This is a genomic window from Neorhizobium lilium, assembly GCF_004053875.1.
Lineage (GTDB): Bacteria > Pseudomonadota > Alphaproteobacteria > Rhizobiales > Rhizobiaceae > Neorhizobium > Neorhizobium lilii.
Map to the genome: position 1 here is coordinate 140,662 of NZ_SBIP01000007.1, position 19,658 is coordinate 160,319.

A 19,658-nucleotide genomic window follows, 5' to 3' on the forward strand; every position below is an offset into this window, starting at 1 on the left:
GCAAACCCGTGTGTCTATGATTCGGGGAGCTCTATACCAGACCTATGACACCATTCGCGCAAGGGGAGGAGGGCCGGATGCTGCAGAGCTGTGGAAAGATAGCGCAGTGTCCGGGGCATGTGCTTCATGTAACCCGGCTTACCATCCCTCTGCTTCAGCCGAACCCAAAGACCGGCAAGCTTGCAGTTGCGTTGCGCCGCCATGATTGCCCAGACCTTGAGAAAATTCCGTTCATCGAAGGCGCCCGACGCGTGCCGAAGCTGCAGATAGTCCGCCATCATCTGCTTTGCCAGCTCGTCCGGTACATCGATACGCGCATCCTGGATAAGCGATGCGAGATCGTAAGCCGTCGGGCCAATCATTGAGTCCTGGAAATCGATGAGACCAACGCGCCTCACGCCGGTTTCCTGGGGTTGCCAGATGATATTGGGCGAATGCAGGTCGCGAAGAAGCAGGTTCTTCTCGGCACCGGAAAGATGGTCGCCGATCAGCGCGTCCCAGATGGACAGGTACTCCTGCCGCTCCTCCTCTGTCGCAGGATTTCCGCGTCGCCAGGGCAGATGCCAGTCGAGCAGCAGCCGCGCTTCCATCTTCATCGCGATCGGATCGAAATCCGGGACGTGGTGGATGTGACCATTGTCGGTCTCGATGTCCTGGCGAACCCGGTGGCTGTGCAGATGGGCGAGGCATGCGACTGTTTCTCGATAGCGCTCGAGGATGGGACGCTCAGCCTCGTCCAGAACGCCGTCGCTGCCCAGGTCTTCGATCAGCAGGATTCCCTGATCGTAGTCCACATGCAGAACGTCAGGCGCGCAAAGCCCGATTTCGCGCAGATAGCCGGCAACTGCAACGAACGGATAGGCGTCTTCGGCGAGATGCGCCACTTTTGGATAGGGCTTGCCGTCAAGCACCGGCGGACCTTCCGGCATTTTCGGCCAGTCCATGAGGATCAGCGTTGGCCCCGCTTGTGGCCTCACCCGTTCATAAGCCCGTACCGAGGCATCACCGGTCAGGAAGCGCCGTTCGGCATGCTCATAACCATGCCGGTCGAGAAAGGCCCGGATGGAGCGTGCCCGCCGTATGCGCCTCATCTGCGGTTCCGGGCCGGAAATCGTGACGACGCGACCGGCGCCGTCCTGTGTCAGTTGAAGGTTTATGCGCTCGGCAGGAAGAAGATCCGCTGCCATTTCCGGCCATTCGACCAGACAGATGCCAAAGGACAGCGCCTCGTCGAAGCCAAGCTCGTCGAGTTCGGACGCATCTCCCAGTCGGTAAAGATCGAAATGGGCGACCGGTATGCGAAGCTCATAGTTTTGGACCAGGGTGAAGGTGGGGCTCGGCACTTCCAGTTCGGGGTCGTCCGCCAATGCCCGAATCAGCGCCCGCGCCAATGTGGACTTGCCCGCGCCCAGATCGCCTGACAGTGCCAGGCAATCTCCTGGCCGGAGCGCCAAGGCGAGATCTTCGCCAAGCTGCAGGCTGGCTGCTTCGTTCGGCAGGCCGAAACGGAGGATGGGGTCGCCGCTCATTCTGCCGCGGCGATGGAGGCGGCAGGTGCGCCGCTGGGAATGCGGCAAGTGACTGTGGTGCCAGATCCGGTACGACTGTCGATGGTGACCTGACCATGATGGAGGGTCACGAAGCTCTCGACGATGGAAAGGCCGAGCCCGGCCCCGCTGCGCTTGCCGCCCTTGGAATTGGAGGAGAAGCGGTCGAAAACGGTCTTCAGCATGTCCTGCGGAATGCCGGGACCGCGGTCGCTGACGGAGAAGAAGATATCCGTCTTGTCGCGTCGGCAGGTCAGGGTAATGGACGAGCCTTCCGGCGCGAAATTGGTGGCATTGGTCAAGAGCTTCAGGAGAATCTGCTTCACCCGCTGCTGGTCGGCAATGATATTGCCAAGTCCATGCGGTGCCGTGATCTCCAGCGTCACGTTGCTTTCGTGCAGCCGGTCGGCGATCTGCATCGCAACATCGTCGAGAAGGTCGTCCACCGACATTTCCGAATAGTTCAGCTGCATGATGCCGGCATCGACGGTCGCAAGATCCAGAATGTCGTTGACGATGGTAAGCAGCACCGAAGACGAGGTGGAAATATGGTCGATATATTCGGCTTGCCGCTCTGTCAGCGTGCCTACCCCAGGCGTCTTCAGGAGATCCGTGAAGCCGATGATGTTGGTCAACGGCGAACGCAGCTCGTAGGACACATGCTGGACGAAGTCGTTCTTGATCTCGTCGGCTTTCTGCAGCGCGTCGTTCTTTTCCTTCAGCGCCCGTTCGGCTCTTGCGCTTGCCGTCATGTCCACGAAGGTGAACATGGTTTGCGCATTCGGCAGCGGCGTCGCGGCGTAGTCGAGGATAAGGCCCGAATAAAGCTCGAACGTTCCCTGCAGAGACGCGCGCTCATCGTCGAAATTGGTCAGCATCTGGCCGAAGCGGCGCCAGCCGTCCTGGCTGTCATACGAGGGTGCGCAGGCCGCTTCGATGGCCTTGATATGGGTTCCGGGTTTGGCCTGATCGGCCGTAATGCCCCACAGGGCCCGGAAGGCGGGGTTGGATAGGCGAATGCGACCGTCAGGCCCGAACACGGCTACGCCCTCGGACAGGTGATCGATGGTCTCGCCTTGCACCCGGACCAGGGTATTGTATCTGGTCTCAAGGTCCACCTGTTCCGTCAGGTTTTCAAAGACCCAGGTTGCGCCTCCCTGCGGATGCGCTGTCGCGATTACTCGCAGCGTCTGGCCGTTTGGCAGGTGCCAAGTGTCCGTCTTCGTGTCCAGCGCCTGGTAGACCGAGAGTGCCGTATCCTTCCAGCTGCGCCAGCTAAGCTCTTCCGGCAGCTTGCCGTCGCTGCGCAGCTTGTCCAGCAGTTCGCTATTGTCCGGCCGCGATTCCAAGAAGGGATGGGAAAGGTCCCAGAGCTGCACGAAAGCCTGGTTATAGAATTGCAGCCGCCGCTCGCCGTCGAAGATTGCCACTGGTGTCGCCAGATGGTCGAGCGTTTCGGCGTGGCTTTTCAGCGTTCGCTTCAACTCCTCGCGAACCGCTTCCGCTTCCGAAACATCGATGGCCATGCCAGCCGAACCTGCCGGAACGACGACATCGACGACATCGAAAACGGTGCGGTTGCCGCGGATAACGGTCGAAACCCGGTCGTGGAAGGGCGAAGCGGGCGTCGCCATGACCTTGATCTTCTGACGCGCGATCGTGCCCAGGAATTCACGCCCTTCCTCGACCACCTTCTCTGGCGTCGGAGCCTCTACGGCTTCGGAATAGGCGTGGTTGACCCATGCGAGCTTACCGCCCGCATCGCGGCGCCAGACCGGCTGTTCGATCGCATCCAGAAGCGAATGGAAGAGCGAGATGGAATGTGTCAGCCGCTCGCGCTCGATCTTCAGCTCTGCCAGCTCGGCACGCAGATTGTTGAGCGCAATGAAGCGGACGAAGGCTTTGCCTCCGGAAACGCGGCCCTGAACCTCGAGGATCTCGTCGCGTGTGGTTTCCACCACCATGTCGAAGCTGCGCGCCTGCCCGCGAAGCAGGTCGATGGCCCTTTCGAGATCGCTTGCCGAAGTTGGACGGAGCCATCGGCCGAAAGCGAGGAAATCCCGGTCCTGTTGCGGAGCGCCGGTCTCTGGCGGTAACTGACCCAGGAATTCAGGCTTGGAAGGACCACTCTCCCAGACCACGATCCGCCGGTTCTTTTCCGCGATCAGGGCTTCGTATTTTGAAATCCGCTGCTGAGCATCCGACAAGGCGCTTCGCATTTCTTGCGTCTCGGCCTGCATATTGCCCCGCTGGCGGACCAGCCAGACGGCAGACAACAGAGCAGCGCCCAGCGCACCCACGACCAGCGATGAAACGACGACTTCGGTGGAAGAGAACAATTTGACCGCAGCCCCACCGCTTCCCTGGGCCAGGGCTACGGTGGCCGCACTGGAAAGCGCCGTCCCGCCCAGGAAGACGCTGCAGAACCTGCCGAATCGGCGCAGACCTCCGGCCGGCGCTTCGCTTGAGGCACTTTCAAAAAGCTTGAAAACCGGGACCATTGTTCTTTCCCGGCTCGTAGCGGCCTGCTTTGGCAGGCTCCTTTTTGTTACCGACATCACCGGTCTGTCTCCGTCCAGTTGCCGCATTTCGACAAGACATACCATACCGCACCTTGCCCCGAGCCGGTGCGAATCGAGCCCTACCAAGATACTTGTTTGAGGAATCAGCGGAAAGAGCGGCGGCCAAAAAAGAAGCCGCAGCCTCTGTCAAGGCTGCGGCTACCATATCTTGTGGATTAACCGGCTACTGATCAGTAGCGATAGTGTTCAGCTTTGAACGGTCCTTGCTGCGGCACGCCGATATAGCTTGCCTGCTCTTCAGAAAGTTCGGTCAGCTTCACGCCCAGCTTGGCCAGGTGCAGGCGGGCCACCTTCTCGTCAAGCTCCTTGGGGAGGATGTAGACGTCGTTCTTGTACTCACCCTGCTTGGTGAAGAGCTCGATCTGGGCCAGCGTCTGATTGGTGAACGAAGCCGACATCACGAAAGAAGGATGGCCGGTCGCATTGCCCAAATTGAGCAGGCGACCTTCGGACAGAAGGATGATCCGGTTGCCCTTGGGGAACTCGATCATATCGACCTGCGGCTTTACATTGGTCCATTTGAGGTTCCGCAGGGCGGAAACCTGGATCTCATTGTCGAAGTGGCCGATATTGCCGACGATAGCCATGTCCTTCATCGCCCGCATATGCTCGATGCGGATAACGTCGCGATTGCCGGTGGTGCTGATGAAGATGTCGGCATTTGCCACCACATCTTCCAGGACGACGACTTCGAAACCGTCCATGGCGGCCTGCAGCGCGCAGATCGGATCGACTTCCGTGACCTTCACGCGGGCGCCCGCGCCGGCAAGCGAGGCTGCCGAGCCCTTGCCCACATCGCCATAGCCGCAAACGACTGCGACCTTGCCGGCCATCATCACGTCCGTGCCGCGACGAATGCCGTCGACCAGCGATTCCTTGCAGCCGTATTTGTTATCGAATTTCGACTTCGTGACCGAGTCGTTGACGTTGATGGCGGGGAAAGGCAGAAGCCCTTTCTTGGCCAGCTCGTAAAGGCGGTGTACGCCGGTCGTGGTTTCTTCGGTGACCCCCTTGATGGCGTCACGCTGCTTGGTGAACCAGCCGGGGGAGGCCTGCAGGCGCTTCTTGATCTGCGCGAACAGGATCTCTTCTTCTTCCGAACCCGGATTGGACAGCACATCCTCGCCGTTTTCGGCGCGGGCACCGAGAAGGATGTACATGGTGGCGTCGCCGCCATCGTCCAGGATCATGTTGGAGAAGCCACCATCGGTCCACTGGAAAATCTTGTCCGTGTACTCCCAATATTCGGTGAGCGACTCGCCTTTGACCGCAAATACCGGAATGCCGGATGCCGCAATCGCTGCGGCAGCGTGATCCTGTGTGGAGAAAATGTTGCAGGAGGCCCAGCGGATATCCGCGCCAAGCTCCTTGAGGGTCTCGATCAGGACTGCGGTCTGGATCGTCATGTGCAGCGAGCCGGAAATACGGGCGCCCTTGAGCGGCTTGCTGTCTCCGAACTCTGCGCGGCAGGCCATCAAGCCCGGCATTTCGGTCTCGGCAATATCCAGTTCCTTGCGGCCGTAGTCAGCAAGGTTGATATCCGCGACCAGGTAATCCTTTTCAATGCTCATGAAGCTCTCCAGCTGATAGTTGATGCGACGACGGATAGTGCTGGTCCGCGAGGCAGGTTCCGCAAGCGATGTAGCAGGCTTGGGTCAAACTATCAACTGACATATAAAGAAGTCTTTATATCTTTATATTAACGAAAAGCTTCAGGCTTCCTCACCGAATTTGTTGGCAATCAGCTGTTCAAGCGCAAGCAGGACCTCTTCTGCCTGAGAGCCGGTCGCGGTGACCTCGATCGAGCTGCCGGTACTGGCCGCAAGCATCATCAGGCCCATGATCGAGGTGCCACCGACCGTCGTGCCGTCTTTCGAAACGGTCACCGAAGCATCGAAGCTTTCGACCATCTGGACGAACTTGGCCGAAGCCCTGGCGTGGAGTCCGCGCTTGTTGACGATCAGGAATTCGCGGGAGGAGGGAGGAGACATGCGCCTTCTTTTTACTTGCCGCTCAGGACACGGCTCGCGACGTTGATGTATTTACGACCGGCTTCAGACGCTTCGATCAGAGCACGTTCCATGTTGTTGTCGCTGCGCACGCCGGCGAGTTTGATGAGCATGGGCAGGTTCATGCCGGCAATGACTTCGGTCTTTCCGCTTTCCATCACGGAAATGGAGAGATTGGAAGGTGTGCCGCCGAACATGTCGGTGAGAATTATCACGCCATGTCCGTCGTCGGCATGTTCAACGGCGTCAACGATGTCCTGACGTCGTTGATCCATGTCGTCTTCCGGACCGATCGATATGGTCTCTATGAATTTCTGAGGCCCGACAACATGCTCCACCGCGTGTCGAAACTCCTCCGCCAGCTTGCCATGGGTGACAAGCACCAGTCCGATCATAAATACTGCCCCCTGCTATGGAAACTCGCGGCCCATATCGCATCGCAATAAAGCCGTCTAGCGGTGGGGTGCCATCTTCGCCAAGTAGATGCCAAGTTCAAGTCAAAATCTGCGGATCAAGCATGCTGAATGGCCTTTCCTGCTGCAGAAGGGGGTATAATGCCCCTAAATAGGCCAGCGGATCCCGCACCCCGTTCCAAAGGCGGACCAACGGCAGTGAGCCCAGTCTGCCGATTGCATAGCTCTCGTTCTCCGGCGGAAGGCGGTCTTCCTCCGGTAGGGAAATAACCTGGATTGCAAGGTGCAATGTAGCCGTCGGCACACTTTCTACCCTTACGATCCCGCTGCCGCGAAGCTCGATCAGCCCGGTAATTGCTTCCGGGCATCGCGCAACGAGTTTGTCTTCCCGCCGTGATATAAGCACACGGTCATCGGCAATAAGCGCTGCAAAGGCGCCGCTCCGCCTTGCTTGCGCAAGGCAGGCAAAGGCAATTGCCGATTTACCGCTGCCGGAAGGCCCGACAAAAAGAAGCCCTCGCCTCCCTGCCACGATGGCGGTTCCATGAATGTTGACCTCGGCATCGCTCATTGGGTTTGCGCCGCCGGCAGCGACAGCGTGAAGCGAGCGCCGGTCGTTGCCCCACTCGCATCGTGGAGGTTTTCCGCCCTGAGCGTGCCGCCATGCGCTTCTGCGATCTGGCGGCTGATCGACAGGCCAAGCCCGGAATTTTGGCCGAAGCTCTCTCCTTCCGGTCGGTCGGTGTAGAAGCGCTCGAAAATACGGTCTATATCTTCTGCCTGGATGCCCAGCCCGTTGTCCTCCACTGTGGCGATCACGCGGTCCTTGGTCCTTGAAAGTCGCACTGTAATGCGACCCCCCTTTTCCGGAACGAAGGACCGGGCGTTCTCGATCAGGTTGGTAACGATCTGGCCGAGCCGCAGGTCATGGCCGTTGACGATATAGGCTGCCTTGTTCGCCCCTTTGCTGTCTACCGAAAGATCGATCTCCACCGGCTTGCGGCCGCTACGGATCTGCCGGCAAATCTCGACGAGGTTGCCCAGCAGATTTTCCATATCGACGGGGGTGGAATCCGTGCGGGCAAGCTCGGCATCAAGGCGAGAAGCGTCTGAAATATCGCTGATCAACCGGTCCAGGCGGCGGACGTCGTGGAAAATGATCTCCGTCAGCTTCTGCTTCGAGCTTTCCGTCTTGGCGAGTGGAAGCGTTTCCACGGCGGAGCGAAGCGAGGTAAGCGGGTTCTTCAGTTCGTGGCTCACATCCGCCGCGAAGCTCTCGATCGCATCGATCCGGTCATAAAGTGCGTTGGTCATGTCGCGCAGCGCGATGGAAAGATTGCCAATCTCGTCCTGACGATAAGCGAAGTCAGGGATCTCCTCGCGCTGCTTGGCGCCGCGCCGCACCCGGATCGCGGCGGCCGACAGGCGGCGCAACGGATTGGCGATGGTCGAGGACAACAGCAGCGACAGCAGAATATTGACCAGCGTCGCCACACCGAACACGCGCATGATCGCAAGCCGCTCCGCATGGACGATCTTGTCGATGTCGCCCGCTTGCGTCGACAACAGCAGCACGCCGAGTACGGCCCGGGAGCGCTGCACCGGCACGGCGACGGAAACGATGAGCTCGCCCCGCTCGGTAATGCGAACCACGGCGCCGCGCACGCCCGTCAGCGCGTTCATGACTTCGGGATAGATCGATCCGTCGCCGCCGGGCGCTTCCTTGTAGATTGGCAGGTTACCCGGCTGCAGCAGCCGGTTGAACATGCCCGAAACCCATTCGCTCCAGGTCTGCGACTGGTTTTCCACCGGCGGAAGATCATATCGGAGCACCTGGCCGCGGGAATAAAGATGCCGTGAGTCGAGCAATAAATTGACATCTGCATCGAACAGCCGGGCCCGGGTACGGGTCGGCGAGATCAGCCGCCGCAGCACAGGCGCGACGCGCTCTGGATCGATGGGGAAATCGAGATCCTCGTCATTGGGAATGGGTGTGATGCTTTGTCCAGCCTGCAGTTCCAGCAGTTTTTGCGGGTCGATAGTGATCGAGTTGGTGTCGACGGATGCCGAAGCTGAAATGGCACCGGCAATGATTTCCCCTTGCGTCAACAGGCTCTCGACGCGAGCATCGATCAATCCTTCGCGGAACTGGTTGAGATAAAGGATGCCGGCAACGAGCACCACGGTTGCAGCGATGTTGAAAAACAGGATGCGGCGCGTCAGGCTGGAAAAGACGGCGTGCCCGAAGACCCGGCGGATAAGCGTGAAGGGACGCGACCAGAACCGACGGCTTACGCGGCGGCCCTCAGTGCTGCCGGTTCGCGTCATCTCCCTGTCTAGCAATTGATCTGCCACCTCGGTGCAGTCCTTCCACGGGATCAGTCTGACGCCGCTCCGAACCCTTTGCGCGCCGCAATCTCTCGGATCCGCGTGCCGCGCCTAAAGGCCTATGTCTTGTCGCATGTCGTTACTGTAAAACCGCTACGCACCTTCGCGCGACATGCTTCTAGCCACAAGTTAACCTTTTGCAAGGTCAAGGGAGGGTCAGGCGGCCTCGCGGAAGCGATAGCCGACACCGTAGAGCGTTTCGATCATGTCGAAGTCGGTGTCAACCATCTTGAACTTCTTGCGCAGCCTCTTGATGTGGCTGTCGATGGTACGATCGTCCACATAGACCTGCTCGTCATAGGCAGCATCCATTAGAGCATCGCGGCTCTTGACCACGCCCGGTCTTTGAGCCAGCGAATGCAGGATTAGAAATTCCGTTACCGTCAGGGTCACTGGCTCACCCTTCCAGGTGCAGGTATGGCGCTCCTGGTCCATCAGGAGCTGACCTCGTTCGAGCGTACGGGCAGCGATCTGGTCGGTCGTCGCCTTGGTGCCGGGCTGAGGTTCCCGGCTGCCGGCACGCCTCAGGATGGCTTTGACGCGCTCCACCAGCAGGCGTTGGGAAAACGGCTTGGTGATGAAGTCGTCGGCACCCATCTTCAAGCCGAAGAGCTCGTCGATCTCCTCATCTTTGGATGTCAGGAAGATCACTGGAATATCGGACTTCTGGCGCAACCGGCGCAACAGCTCCATCCCGTCCATGCGCGGCATCTTTATGTCGAAGATCGCCAGGTGCGGTGGGCGGGCAACCAATCCGTCGAGTGCGGAGGCGCCGTCCGTATAGGTCTCGACCTTATATCCTTCAGCCTCCAGTGCTATCGACACCGAGGTCAGAATATTGCGGTCGTCGTCCACGAGCGCGATTGTCTGCATGCTCTCCGTCTCCGTTACCATTTACGCGCGTCTCCTGGAATGTCCCCAGCCAGGTGGCATAGCCATGCGCTTCTTGGGTATAAAGGTGGAACAAATTGTGGCAAGTTTAAAGGGCGGCTTACGGATAAGCAGGTTGAACCACCTCTGGCGCCCTTGAATATAGGAGGCGAAAACGATCCATAAACCGATTTAAAAGAGAATAAATTTTTTTAAATCGATTAAATTATTGATTTTACTAAGCTATTTCAGAATCTACTTGCTCGGTGGGTATTCTGCTCCTAATTTGGTTTCCAACGACAATCCAATAGAAGGAAGGCGCTATGGAGGATCTTGGGCTCTACAACCCGTCCAACGGTATCGCAGCAGCCGGTTTCGCAGACGTGGAACGCGTCCATTACAATCTCTCCGAAGTCGAGCTTTACGAAGAGGCGATTCGACGGGGTGAAGCCGACCTGACGGCTGACGGCGCATTGCGGGCCATTACCGGCCAGCACACAGGCCGTTCGCCGAAGGACAAGTTCGTCGTGCGGGATGCGACGACCGAAAGCCAGATCTGGTGGGATAACAACAAGCCCATGTCGCCCGAGGATTTCGAGCGTCTGCATCAGGATATGCTGGCCCACGCAAAGGGGAAGACCCTTTACGTGCAAGACCTCATCGGCGGTGCGGATGAGGTCAATGCTCTGCCGACCCGCGTCATCACGGAATTGGCTTGGCACGCGCTTTTCATTCGTAACCTGCTGATCCGCCCCGATCGCGATGTGCTGAAGCGGTTCCAACAGAAGCTTACCATCATCAACCTGCCAAGCTTCAAGGCTGATCCTGCTCGTCACGGCTGCCGGACGGAAACCGTGATAGCTTGCGATCTTGCCAATGGCATCGTGCTGATCGGCGGCACCTCCTATGCCGGCGAGAACAAGAAGTCTGTCTTCACCGTGCTGAACTATCTCCTGCCCGCCAAGGGCGTGATGCCGATGCACTGCTCTGCCAATGTCGGCAAGGACGAAGATACAGCCGTTTTCTTCGGCCTTTCCGGAACGGGCAAGACGACCCTGTCGGCAGACCCGAGCCGCACATTGATCGGCGATGATGAGCATGGCTGGGGCGAAAACGGCATCTTCAATTTCGAAGGCGGCTGCTACGCAAAGGCAATCAAGCTGTCGGCTGAGGCAGAGCCGGAAATCTATGCCGCGACGCGTCGTTTCGGCACCGTTTTGGAAAATGTGGTGCTGGACGAAAACCGCGTTCCGGATTTCGACGACAACTCGTTGACCGAGAACACGCGCAGCGCCTATCCGCTGCACTTCATTCCGAACGCCTCCGCCACAGGGCTCGCTCCACATCCGAAGACAATCATCATGCTGACGGCGGATGCTTTCGGCGTCATGCCACCGATCGCCAAGCTGACACCGGAACAGGCTATGTACCACTTCCTGTCTGGCTACACCGCCAAGGTGGCCGGCACGGAAAAGGGCGTGACGGAGCCGGAAGCCACGTTCTCGACCTGCTTTGGCGCGCCGTTCATGCCGCGTCACCCGGCGGAGTACGGCAACCTGCTGAAGGATCTGATCGCCCGCCACGGCGTCGATTGCTGGTTGGTCAACACGGGTTGGACCGGCGGCGCTTATGGCACCGGCCGTCGCATGCCGATCAAGGCGACGAGGGCACTCCTTGCTTCGGCGTTGAACGGCAGCCTCAAGGAAGCCGAGTTCCGCATCGATACGAATTTCGGCTTTGCCGTTCCGGTCTCGGTGGAGGGCGTGGATACAGCCATTCTAGATCCGCGCTCCACCTGGACGGACGGTCTCGCCTATGACAATCAGGCAGGCAAACTCGTCTCCATGTTCATCCGCAACTTCGAGAAGTTCGAGGACCATGTGGATAGCAAGGTGAGGGATGCGGCACCGGGGCTGCTTGTCGCGGCGCAATAACTGGACGAATGATTCACGTGGAACCGTCGGCGAGGTTGAACTCGCCGGCGGTTTTCTTTTTGTCAGCTTTATGGGAAAGATGCCGGCCGGAGAGACCCAATGGCCAGCAACCCGCTTCAGATCAATAGCCGCATCACCATCGCCGGATGGGAGTTGGCGGAGCAGTTCGTCCTGGCGGGTGGCCCGGGGGGGCAGAACGTCAATAAGGTCTCGACGGCGGTTCAGCTCTTCTTCGATATCGTCAATTCGCCATCGCTGCCCGATAGGGTCAAGGCCAATGCGCTCCGTCTGGCGGGACGGCGGGTGTCGAAGGAGGGTGTTCTCATGATCGAGGCTAGCCGCTCTCGTAGCCAGGAACGCAACCGTGAGGAAGCGCGAGAACGCTTGAAAGAGCTGCTTCTTGAGGCAGCCAAGCCGCCGCCGCCGCCGCGAAAAGCCACCAAGCCGACCAAAGGCTCGGTAGAGCGCCGATTAAAGGAAAAATCGGGCCGTTCGGTGGTCAAGAAAATGCGTGGCCGGCCAGGGGGAGACTAGAAGACTATGCCACTCCTGCAGAACGGGATCCGACACGTGCCGGAGTTTCTGGATCGTGCCGCTCAAGAACGCCTGGTGGAAGTGGTCCGTGGCGTCGTCGCAGAAGCGCCGTTGTTTACGCCGGAAATGCCCGGCACCGGTAAGCCCATGTCGGTGCGGATGACGAATTGCGGCCCGCTGGGCTGGGTGACTGACAAGCAACAGGGCTACCGTTACCAGGCATTCCATCCGCTGACAAAGAAGCCCTGGCCGGCCATGCCGCCTGAACTGCTGGCGCTATGGCAGGAACTCGCCGATTATCCTAAGCCGCCCGAAGCCTGTCTCGTGAACTTCTATACCGACGAAGCGCGGATGGGCCTTCACCAGGACAAGGACGAAACGGATTTTGCCGCTCCGGTCCTGTCAATTTCATTGGGCAATACCTGCCTCTTTCGGGTCGGCGGCCTCAGCCGGAAGGACCCTACCGGTTCGTTCCGGCTAGCCAGCGGCGACATCGTGGTCATCGGCGGCGAGGGGCGGCTGGCCTTCCACGGTGTGGACAAGATCTATCCTGGGACCTCGACGCTGCTGAAGAATGGTGGCCGGATCAACCTGACGCTGCGCCGGGTCAATAATTGATCCTGAACGTGAAGTGCAGGCCTTAAAGCTTCCTCAGCGAAACCTGCTCGATGAAATGATTGCGTCCCTTGCGCAGGATGATGTCCGCGCGTGGGCGCGTGGGCAGGATGTTCTGGCGAAGGTTCTTGAGGTTGATGTTCTGCCAAAGGCCTTCGGCCACGGCTTCAGCGGCATCCGCGTCGATTGCTGCATACTTCTTGAAATAGGACGTCGGGTCGCGGAAAGCGGTTTGCCGCAACCGCATAAAGCGCTGGACATACCAGGTGTGGATCTGGTCTTCGTCTGCATCGATATAGATGGAGAAGTCGAAGAAGTCGGACACAATCGGCACGATCTTGCCATCCGCAGGCAATGCCCTCGACTGGAGCACATTGATCCCTTCGAAGATCAGGATGTCCGGCCGATCCACCGGCGTAAACTCGTGCGGAAGCACGTCATAGGTCAGGTGCGAATAGCGCGGTGCCTTGACGTTCGGCTCGCCGGCCTTGATCGCCGACAGGAACCGCAAGATGGCGCCGACGTCATAGCTCTCCGGAAATCCCTTGCGTTCCATCAGGTCGTCACGCTGGAGGATGGCATTCGGGTAAAGGAAACCGTCCGTGGTGATCAGGTCTACTTTGGGGCTGGAAGGCCAGCGCTTCAGAAGCTCTTTCAGGATACGTGCGGTCGTGGATTTGCCGACCGCGACCGAACCCGCAATGCCGATAATAAAGGGCGTCTTGGTGACGTCCGATAAACTGAGGAACCGGTTGCGCTGCTGGAACAAAAGCTGCGAGGCCTCGACATGAGCAGACAGCAGACGCGACAGCGACAGATAGATCCGTCGCACCTCGTTGAGGTCGATGGGGTCGTCAAGCGACCGCAGCCGTCCGACCTCATCTGCGGTCAGCGTCAGCGGCGTGTCGGCACGAAACCTGGCCCACTCATCGGCCGTGAAGTGGTGATAGGGGGAGTAGTACTCCGTAACGCTACCTGTGTCCGGCGCGTCTGCAGGCTGGGGTGCGGTGATCATGATTGCGGCCGGCTTGCCTTCTCCTGCAAACCGGACTGGCCGGTTCGGCGCTGAAGCTCGTTCAACACATCCTGTAACGGGACGGCTGCAATATTCAATACGACCAAGAGATGATAGATGAGGTCAGCACTTTCCGCGACGAGATCCTTGCGGTCTTGCGAGAGCGCGGCAATCACCGTCTCCACGGCCTCTTCGCCCAGTTTCTTGGCGGCCTTTGCTTGCCCGGCAGCAACCAGTTTGGCTGTCCAGGACGTGTCCGGCGACGCCTTGGCACGGGCCGCGACGATTGCTTCCAGATCGTTCAGTGAGAATTCGCTCATCAAAGGTCCTGACGCTCAGTCGAGCCGCATGGCAATGCCGTGGTCCGCCATATAATGCTTGGCCTCGCCGACGGAATAGGTGCCGAAGTGGAAGATGGAGGCAGCCAGCACAGCGGTGGCATGACCGTCCCGGATTCCGGCGACAAGGTCGTCCAGAGTTCCGACCCCGCCCGAGGCCACCACCGGCGCCCGGACGAGATCGGCAATCGTCCGCGTCAGCGCCAGGTCATAGCCGCTCTTCGTGCCGTCGCGGTCCATCGAGGTGACCAGCAGTTCGCCGGCACCTCGCTCCACCATTCGGACAGCAAACTCCACCGCATCGATGCCCGTGCGTTGGCGGCCGCCGTGGGTGAAAATCTCCCACCGGTCAATCTCGCCTGCGACCGACACCTTCTTCGCATCGATCGATACGACGATGCACTGGTTGCCGAATTTGTCCGCCGCTTCGGCGACGAAATCGGGATTGGCGACCGCTGCCGAATTGATCGAGACCTTGTCTGCGCCGGCCAGCAGCAGCTTGCGGATGTCGGACGTGGCGCGCACGCCGCCGCCGACCGTCAGCGGCATGAAGCAGTGCTCGGCAGTGCGTGCCACGACATCGAAAATCGTGTCGCGATTGTCCGACGACGCAGTGATGTCTAGGAAGCAGAGCTCGTCGGCGCCGGCTGCGTCATAGGCCTTGGCAGCCTCGACCGGGTCGCCGGCATCGATCAGATCGACGAAGTTGACTCCCTTGACGACGCGGCCGTCTTTCACATCGAGACAGGGGATAACACGGGCCTTGAGGGTCATGCGGCACGTCCCTGTCTCGCACGCAGCAGAGCAAGCGCTTCCTGCGGGTCAATCCGACCATCGTAAAGTGCACGACCCGATATTGCGCCGGCCAGCCGGCCAGCATCCGGCTCCAGCATGCGGCGAATATCGTCAAGCGAGGCGAGCCCGCCGGAGGCGATCACGGGAATGGAAACGGCATTCGCCAGCTCCAGCGTGGACGCCCAGTTGATGCCGGCAAGAATACCGTCGCGGTCGATATCCGTGTAGATGATGGCGGCAACGCCGGCACCTTCGAATTTCCGGGCAAGCTCGATGACGCCAAGCTCGGACGCTTCGGCCCAGCCCTCGACCGCCACCTTGCCGCCCTTGGCATCGATGCCGACGGCAATCTTGCCTGGGAAGGCTTTGCAGGCCTCAATGACCAGGGCAGGATCGCGGACGGCGACCGTTCCAAGGATGACACGGGCAAGGCCGCGCGACAGCCAGGTTTCGACGTGTTCGAGCGTACGGATGCCGCCACCGAGCTGCACCGGGTTCGTCGTCGCCTTGAGGATCGCGTCCACGGCAGCGCCATTGATGCTCTCGCCCGCGAAGGCACCGTTGAGGTCCACCACATGCAGCCACTCGAAGCCCTGGTCTTCAAAGGCCTTGGCCTGTGCTGCGGGATCAGGATTGTAGACCGTTGCCTGGTCCATGTCGCCCAGCTTCAGGCGCACGCACTGGCCGTCCTTGAGGTCGATTGCGGGAAAGAGGATCATGTCAGGGCTTCCAGCGGAGGAAATTGGCGATTAGGGCAAGGCCGAGGGCCTGGCTCTTTTCCGGATGGAACTGCGAGCCGACCATATTGTCGCGTCCGACGAATGCCTTCATCGGCCCGCCATACTCGGTGGTCGCAATAACATCTTCCGGGTTGGTCGCAGCCAGGTGATAGGAATGCACGAAATAAGCGTGCAGCCCGTCCGTTCCCGTCGGGATGCCGTCAAACAACGGGTGAGGATGCTGCAGCGTCAGCGTGTTCCAGCCGATTTGGGGGATCTTAAGCGTCGGGTCTGCCGGTGTCATCTCCACGACGTCGCCCTTGATCCACCCAAAGCCTTGTGTCACCGACTTTTCCAATCCGCGGGACGACATGAGCTGCATGCCGACACAGATGCCAAGAAATGGACGCGCCCTGTTCTCGACGGCATCGATCAGCGCATCCCGCATGCCCGGCACGGCATCCAGCCCCGCCTTGCAGTCGGCATAGGCGCCGACGCCCGGCAGCACGATCCGGTCGGCCGAGGCAACGGCTTCCGGCTTGTCTGTAAGGTCGATCGCGGCGTCGATGCCTGCCTCGCGTGCGGCTCGCTCGAAAGCCTTGGTCGCCGAGCGAAGATTGCCTGACCCGTAGTCAATGATCGCGACGCGCATCAGCGTCCTCCGTAATCGAAAAGGCCGAGGTTGAGGCCAGGTGAGCCGCCGCGGCTATCCACGGCCCGTCCCGCCCAGTTGCTAGAATCCGGCAAAGGGCTCGACGGTGCGGTCGGCAGCCCGGAGAAATAGATCTCCTCCGCGGTCTCCCGGTCCTGAGCAAAGATGACGGCCTCCAACGTCCAGCCCCTGCGCACCAGTGCGTCGCTCAAATAATTTCTGCTTTCGAGCCCGACCAGCAGGCTGAGGGCGAGGCCAAGCGCTACCCCGACCGGCATTAATGCTGGCATTTGCATAAGCACACCGCTGACGATCTGCAAGGCGAGTACAATGACCCCTGCAAGCCAGAGCTTTTGCCAGAACAGCCAGATCCACGAGAGGAAAAATCCGGCCCAGGAAAAGCCGTCCTTGATGACGAGAGTCGAGCGATGGTCCGGAGCCGGGCCGCCGGGCGGCGTCAGAATGAGATAGGGTCTCAAAGAGATCTCCTCAAGCGGTCAGAGCGTTCCCTTGGTCGAAGGAACGCGGTTGGCCTGCCGCGGATCGATTTCGGTGGCTGCCCGCAAGGCGCGAGCAACGGACTTGAAGCATGTTTCGGCGATATGATGGTTGTTTGCGCCGTAGTGGTTCAGCACATGTAGGGTGATGCCGGCGTTCTGGGCAAAGGCCTGGAAGAATTCGCGAACGAGTTCGGTATCGAACGTTCCGATCTTGGGCGAGCTGAACGACACGTTCCACACCAAGAACGGCCGCCCCGAGACGTCGATCGCAGCCTTGGTCATCGTCTCGTCCATGGCGAGATCGATGGAGGCGTAACGGGTAATGCCCCTACGTTCTCCAAGCGCTTTGGAAATGGCTTGCCCGAGCGCAATCCCGGTATCCTCAACCGTGTGATGGTCGTCGATATGCAGGTCGCCCTTCACCTCGATCTCCATGTCGATCAGCGAATGCCGCGCCAGCTGGTCAAGCATGTGGTCGAAGAAGCCGACGCCCGTCGAGATCTTTGCAGATCCGCTGCCGTCGATCGTGACGGACACGGAAACGGACGTCTCGTTGGTCTTGCGGGAAACGCTTGCGGTGCGTGCGCTTGCTGTATCGCCCATGCCGGGTCTGCTCTCTGATCCATGTCTGTTAGGGGCTGCATATCAGGGGCGCGATGAATTATCCAGCAAAAGCCGGGCGTGCCTAAGCATGCGGTGGGCGACATTTGCATTCGCTTTGCGCCCACTTACATAGGAGACAACGGAGCCGAAGGGGCTCCCAACCCGGCCCGTAAACACGGGCAAACAGGTGTGTTTATGACGACAATCATTACAGTAAGAAAGGGCGGCAAGGTCGTGATGGCCGGCGACGGGCAAGTAAGCCTTGGCCAGACGGTCATGAAGGGCAATGCCCGCAAGGTGCGCCGCATCGGCAAGGGCGAAGTGATTGCAGGATTTGCCGGTGCTACGGCAGATGCGTTCACGCTGCTCGACCGGCTTGAAAAGAAGCTGGAGCAGTATCCGGGCCAGCTGATGCGCGCGGCCGTGGAGCTTGCCAAGGACTGGCGGACCGACAAGTATCTGCGCAATCTGGAAGCCATGATGCTGGTGGCCGACAAGTCCATCACGCTCGCCGTAACCGGCAATGGCGATGTGCTTGAGCCGGAGCATGGCACCATCGCCATCGGTTCGGGCGGCAACTATGCCTATGCTGCGGCGCGGGCTCTCATGGACACGGACAAGTCGGCCGAAGAGGTTGCCAAGCAGGCTCTCGATATCGCCGCCGACATCTGCGTCTACACCAACCACAATCTCGTGGTGGAAACGCTGGACGCCGAATAACACATTCAGAACCGGGCTCCTGAGGGCCGGGCCGACATGGCCGGCCGGTGCAGGAAGGCCAAGAGGATCAAATGACAACATTTTCACCAAGAGAAACCGTCTCTGAGCTGGACCGTCACATCATCGGCCAGCATGAGGCGAAACGCGCCGTGGCGATTGCGCTGCGCAACCGCTGGCGTCGCCAACAATTGGACGAGAGCCTCCGCGATGAGGTCATGCCCAAGAACATCCTAATGATCGGGCCGACCGGCGTCGGCAAGACGGAAATCTCCCGCCGCCTTGCAAAGCTTGCCGGTGCGCCCTTCATCAAGGTCGAAGCGACCAAGTTCACCGAAGTCGGTTATGTCGGCCGTGACGTGGAGCAGATCATCCGCGATCTCGTGGAAATCGGCATCGGCCTCGTCCGCGAGAAGAAGCGCGCCGAAGTGCAGGCCAAGGCACAGATGAGTGCAGAAGAAAGAGTGCTGGACGCGCTCGTCGGTTCGACCGCATCGCCTGCTACGCGTGACAGCTTCCGCAAGAAGCTGCGCAATGGCGAGCTGGACGACAAGGAAATCGAGATCGAGGTCGCAGATACCGGATCCGGCATGCCCGGTGGATTCGAGATCCCCGGCATGCCGGGTGCCAATATCGGCGTGCTCAATCTGTCGGAAATGTTTGGCAAGGCCATGGGCAACCGCACGAAGAAGGTGCGCACCACCGTGGCCAAGTCCTATGGCGAGCTGATCAGGGACGAATCCGACAAGCTGATCGACAACGAAGTCATCCAGCGAGAGGCGGTGCGCTCCGTCGAGAATGATGGCATCGTCTTCCTGGACGAGATCGACAAGATCGCGGCCCGCAATGGAGGCGTCGGCGCGGGGGTTTCCCGCGAAGGCGTGCAGAGAGACCTTCTGCCGCTGGTCGAAGGCACGACGGTGTCGACCAAATACGGCCCGGTGAAGACGGATCACATCCTTTTCATCGCTTCCGGCGCCTTCCACGTCGCCAAACCATCGGATCTCCTGCCGGAGCTTCAGGGCCGCCTGCCGATCCGCGTGGAACTCAAGCCGCTGACGAAGGAAGACTTCCGCCGAATCTTGACGGAAACGGAGGCGAGCCTGATCCGGCAGTACAAGGCGCTGATGGCGACGGAAGACTTGACGCTGGATTTCACGGAGGATGCTATCGACGCATTGGCTGATGTCGCCGTCCACCTGAACTCCACTGTCGAGAACATTGGCGCCCGTCGGCTGCAGACCGTGATGGAGAGGGTCTTGGACGAAATCTCGTTCGCGGCACCGGACCAGAGCGGCGGCTCGGTGATGATCGATGCTGACTACGTGCAGAAACATGTCGGCGATCTTGCTGCTGACACGGATCTGTCGCGCTACATCCTCTAACGCAGCCGATAAACCTTCGAAGCGAGTGGCAGCAAGGCAACG

20 protein-coding genes are annotated in these 19,658 nt (G+C 59.8%); 5 read left to right on the forward strand and 15 right to left on the reverse strand.

Annotated features, from left to right (window positions below):
- Positions 1-14: 14 nt before the first annotated feature.
- From tsaE to EPK99_RS24385, 8 genes are all read right to left on the reverse strand, one after another.
- Entirely contained in the window at positions 15-1,529 is a 1,515-nt protein-coding gene (gene tsaE, locus EPK99_RS24350; RefSeq protein ID WP_128445689.1) for a tRNA (adenosine(37)-N6)-threonylcarbamoyltransferase complex ATPase subunit type 1 TsaE, read from the reverse strand.
- On the reverse strand, positions 1,526-4,048 hold the full coding sequence (locus tag EPK99_RS24355; RefSeq protein WP_425374243.1) for a PAS domain-containing sensor histidine kinase: 2,523 nt from the start codon (positions 4,046-4,048) through the stop codon (positions 1,526-1,528). The genes tsaE and EPK99_RS24355 overlap by 4 nt, the downstream gene beginning before the upstream one ends.
- Before the next feature lie 251 nt (positions 4,049-4,299).
- Complete coding sequence (ahcY, locus tag EPK99_RS24360) at positions 4,300-5,700, reverse strand: adenosylhomocysteinase (protein ID WP_128445691.1); 1,401 nt, start codon at positions 5,698-5,700, stop codon at positions 4,300-4,302.
- Positions 5,701-5,841: 141 nt separating this feature from the next.
- Positions 5,842-6,120: an HPr family phosphocarrier protein gene (locus EPK99_RS24365; RefSeq protein ID WP_128445692.1), complete on the reverse strand. Its 279-nt coding sequence runs from the start codon at positions 6,118-6,120 to the stop codon at positions 5,842-5,844.
- An 11-nt stretch (positions 6,121-6,131) separates the two neighbouring features.
- Positions 6,132-6,533, reverse strand: a complete 402-nt coding sequence (locus EPK99_RS24370; protein ID WP_128445693.1) for a PTS sugar transporter subunit IIA — start codon at positions 6,531-6,533, stop codon at positions 6,132-6,134.
- A 97-nt stretch (positions 6,534-6,630) separates the two neighbouring features.
- A complete protein-coding gene (locus tag EPK99_RS24375) occupies positions 6,631-7,122 on the reverse strand; it encodes an HPr kinase/phosphorylase (RefSeq protein WP_128445694.1) in 492 nt (163 codons plus the stop codon).
- Positions 7,119-8,879: a sensor histidine kinase gene (locus EPK99_RS24380; RefSeq protein WP_128445723.1), complete on the reverse strand. Its 1,761-nt coding sequence runs from the start codon at positions 8,877-8,879 to the stop codon at positions 7,119-7,121. The genes EPK99_RS24375 and EPK99_RS24380 overlap by 4 nt, the downstream gene beginning before the upstream one ends.
- A gap of 216 nt (positions 8,880-9,095) precedes the next feature.
- Positions 9,096-9,812 (reverse strand): response regulator transcription factor, encoded by a 717-nt coding sequence (locus tag EPK99_RS24385; protein ID WP_128445724.1) that lies wholly within the window; start codon positions 9,810-9,812, stop codon positions 9,096-9,098.
- Positions 9,813-10,132: 320 nt separating this feature from the next.
- On the opposite strand from EPK99_RS24385, the gene EPK99_RS24390 reads away from it, so the two are divergent.
- From EPK99_RS24390 to EPK99_RS24400, 3 genes are all read left to right on the forward strand, one after another.
- Positions 10,133-11,743, forward strand: a complete 1,611-nt coding sequence (locus EPK99_RS24390) for a phosphoenolpyruvate carboxykinase (RefSeq protein WP_128445695.1) — start codon at positions 10,133-10,135, stop codon at positions 11,741-11,743.
- Positions 11,744-11,842: 99 nt separating this feature from the next.
- Positions 11,843-12,277: an alternative ribosome rescue aminoacyl-tRNA hydrolase ArfB gene (gene arfB / locus EPK99_RS24395; RefSeq protein ID WP_128445696.1), complete on the forward strand. Its 435-nt coding sequence runs from the start codon at positions 11,843-11,845 to the stop codon at positions 12,275-12,277.
- A gap of 6 nt (positions 12,278-12,283) precedes the next feature.
- Positions 12,284-12,895, forward strand: coding sequence for an alpha-ketoglutarate-dependent dioxygenase AlkB family protein (locus tag EPK99_RS24400; RefSeq protein ID WP_128445697.1), 612 nt, complete (start codon positions 12,284-12,286; stop codon positions 12,893-12,895).
- Between the two features lie 22 nt (positions 12,896-12,917).
- Here EPK99_RS24400 and coaA read toward each other — a convergent pair whose 3' ends face one another.
- Genes coaA through hisB form a run of 7 tightly spaced genes read right to left on the reverse strand, consistent with a single transcriptional unit; the run spans position 12,918 to position 17,514 of the window.
- Positions 12,918-13,907 carry a type I pantothenate kinase gene (gene coaA, locus EPK99_RS24405; RefSeq protein WP_128445698.1) on the reverse strand — a complete coding sequence of 330 codons (990 nt, stop codon included), beginning with the start codon at positions 13,905-13,907 and terminating at the stop codon, positions 12,918-12,920.
- A complete protein-coding gene (locus EPK99_RS24410) occupies positions 13,904-14,227 on the reverse strand; it encodes a phosphoribosyl-ATP diphosphatase (RefSeq protein WP_128445699.1) in 324 nt (107 codons plus the stop codon). The genes coaA and EPK99_RS24410 overlap by 4 nt, the downstream gene beginning before the upstream one ends.
- A gap of 15 nt (positions 14,228-14,242) precedes the next feature.
- Positions 14,243-15,019: an imidazole glycerol phosphate synthase subunit HisF gene (hisF, locus tag EPK99_RS24415; protein ID WP_128445700.1), complete on the reverse strand. Its 777-nt coding sequence runs from the start codon at positions 15,017-15,019 to the stop codon at positions 14,243-14,245.
- Complete coding sequence (hisA, locus tag EPK99_RS24420) at positions 15,016-15,759, reverse strand: 1-(5-phosphoribosyl)-5-[(5-phosphoribosylamino)methylideneamino]imidazole-4-carboxamide isomerase (RefSeq protein WP_128445701.1); 744 nt, start codon at positions 15,757-15,759, stop codon at positions 15,016-15,018. The genes hisF and hisA overlap by 4 nt, the downstream gene beginning before the upstream one ends.
- Before the next feature lies 1 nt (position 15,760).
- Positions 15,761-16,411 carry an imidazole glycerol phosphate synthase subunit HisH gene (gene hisH, locus EPK99_RS24425; protein WP_128445702.1) on the reverse strand — a complete coding sequence of 217 codons (651 nt, stop codon included), beginning with the start codon at positions 16,409-16,411 and terminating at the stop codon, positions 15,761-15,763.
- Positions 16,411-16,890: a DUF2628 domain-containing protein gene (locus EPK99_RS24430; protein WP_164901884.1), complete on the reverse strand. Its 480-nt coding sequence runs from the start codon at positions 16,888-16,890 to the stop codon at positions 16,411-16,413. The genes hisH and EPK99_RS24430 overlap by 1 nt, the downstream gene beginning before the upstream one ends.
- An 18-nt stretch (positions 16,891-16,908) precedes the next feature.
- On the reverse strand, positions 16,909-17,514 hold the full coding sequence (gene hisB / locus EPK99_RS24435; protein ID WP_128445704.1) for an imidazoleglycerol-phosphate dehydratase HisB: 606 nt from the start codon (positions 17,512-17,514) through the stop codon (positions 16,909-16,911).
- 195 nt (positions 17,515-17,709) lie between these two features.
- Here hisB and hslV point away from each other — a divergent pair, with 195 nt between their 5' ends.
- Positions 17,710-18,234 (forward strand): ATP-dependent protease subunit HslV, encoded by a 525-nt coding sequence (hslV, locus tag EPK99_RS24440; RefSeq protein WP_128445705.1) that lies wholly within the window; start codon positions 17,710-17,712, stop codon positions 18,232-18,234.
- A gap of 71 nt (positions 18,235-18,305) precedes the next feature.
- Positions 18,306-19,616, forward strand: coding sequence for an ATP-dependent protease ATPase subunit HslU (gene hslU / locus EPK99_RS24445; RefSeq protein WP_128445706.1), 1,311 nt, complete (start codon positions 18,306-18,308; stop codon positions 19,614-19,616).
- Positions 19,617-19,658 lie beyond the last annotated feature (42 nt).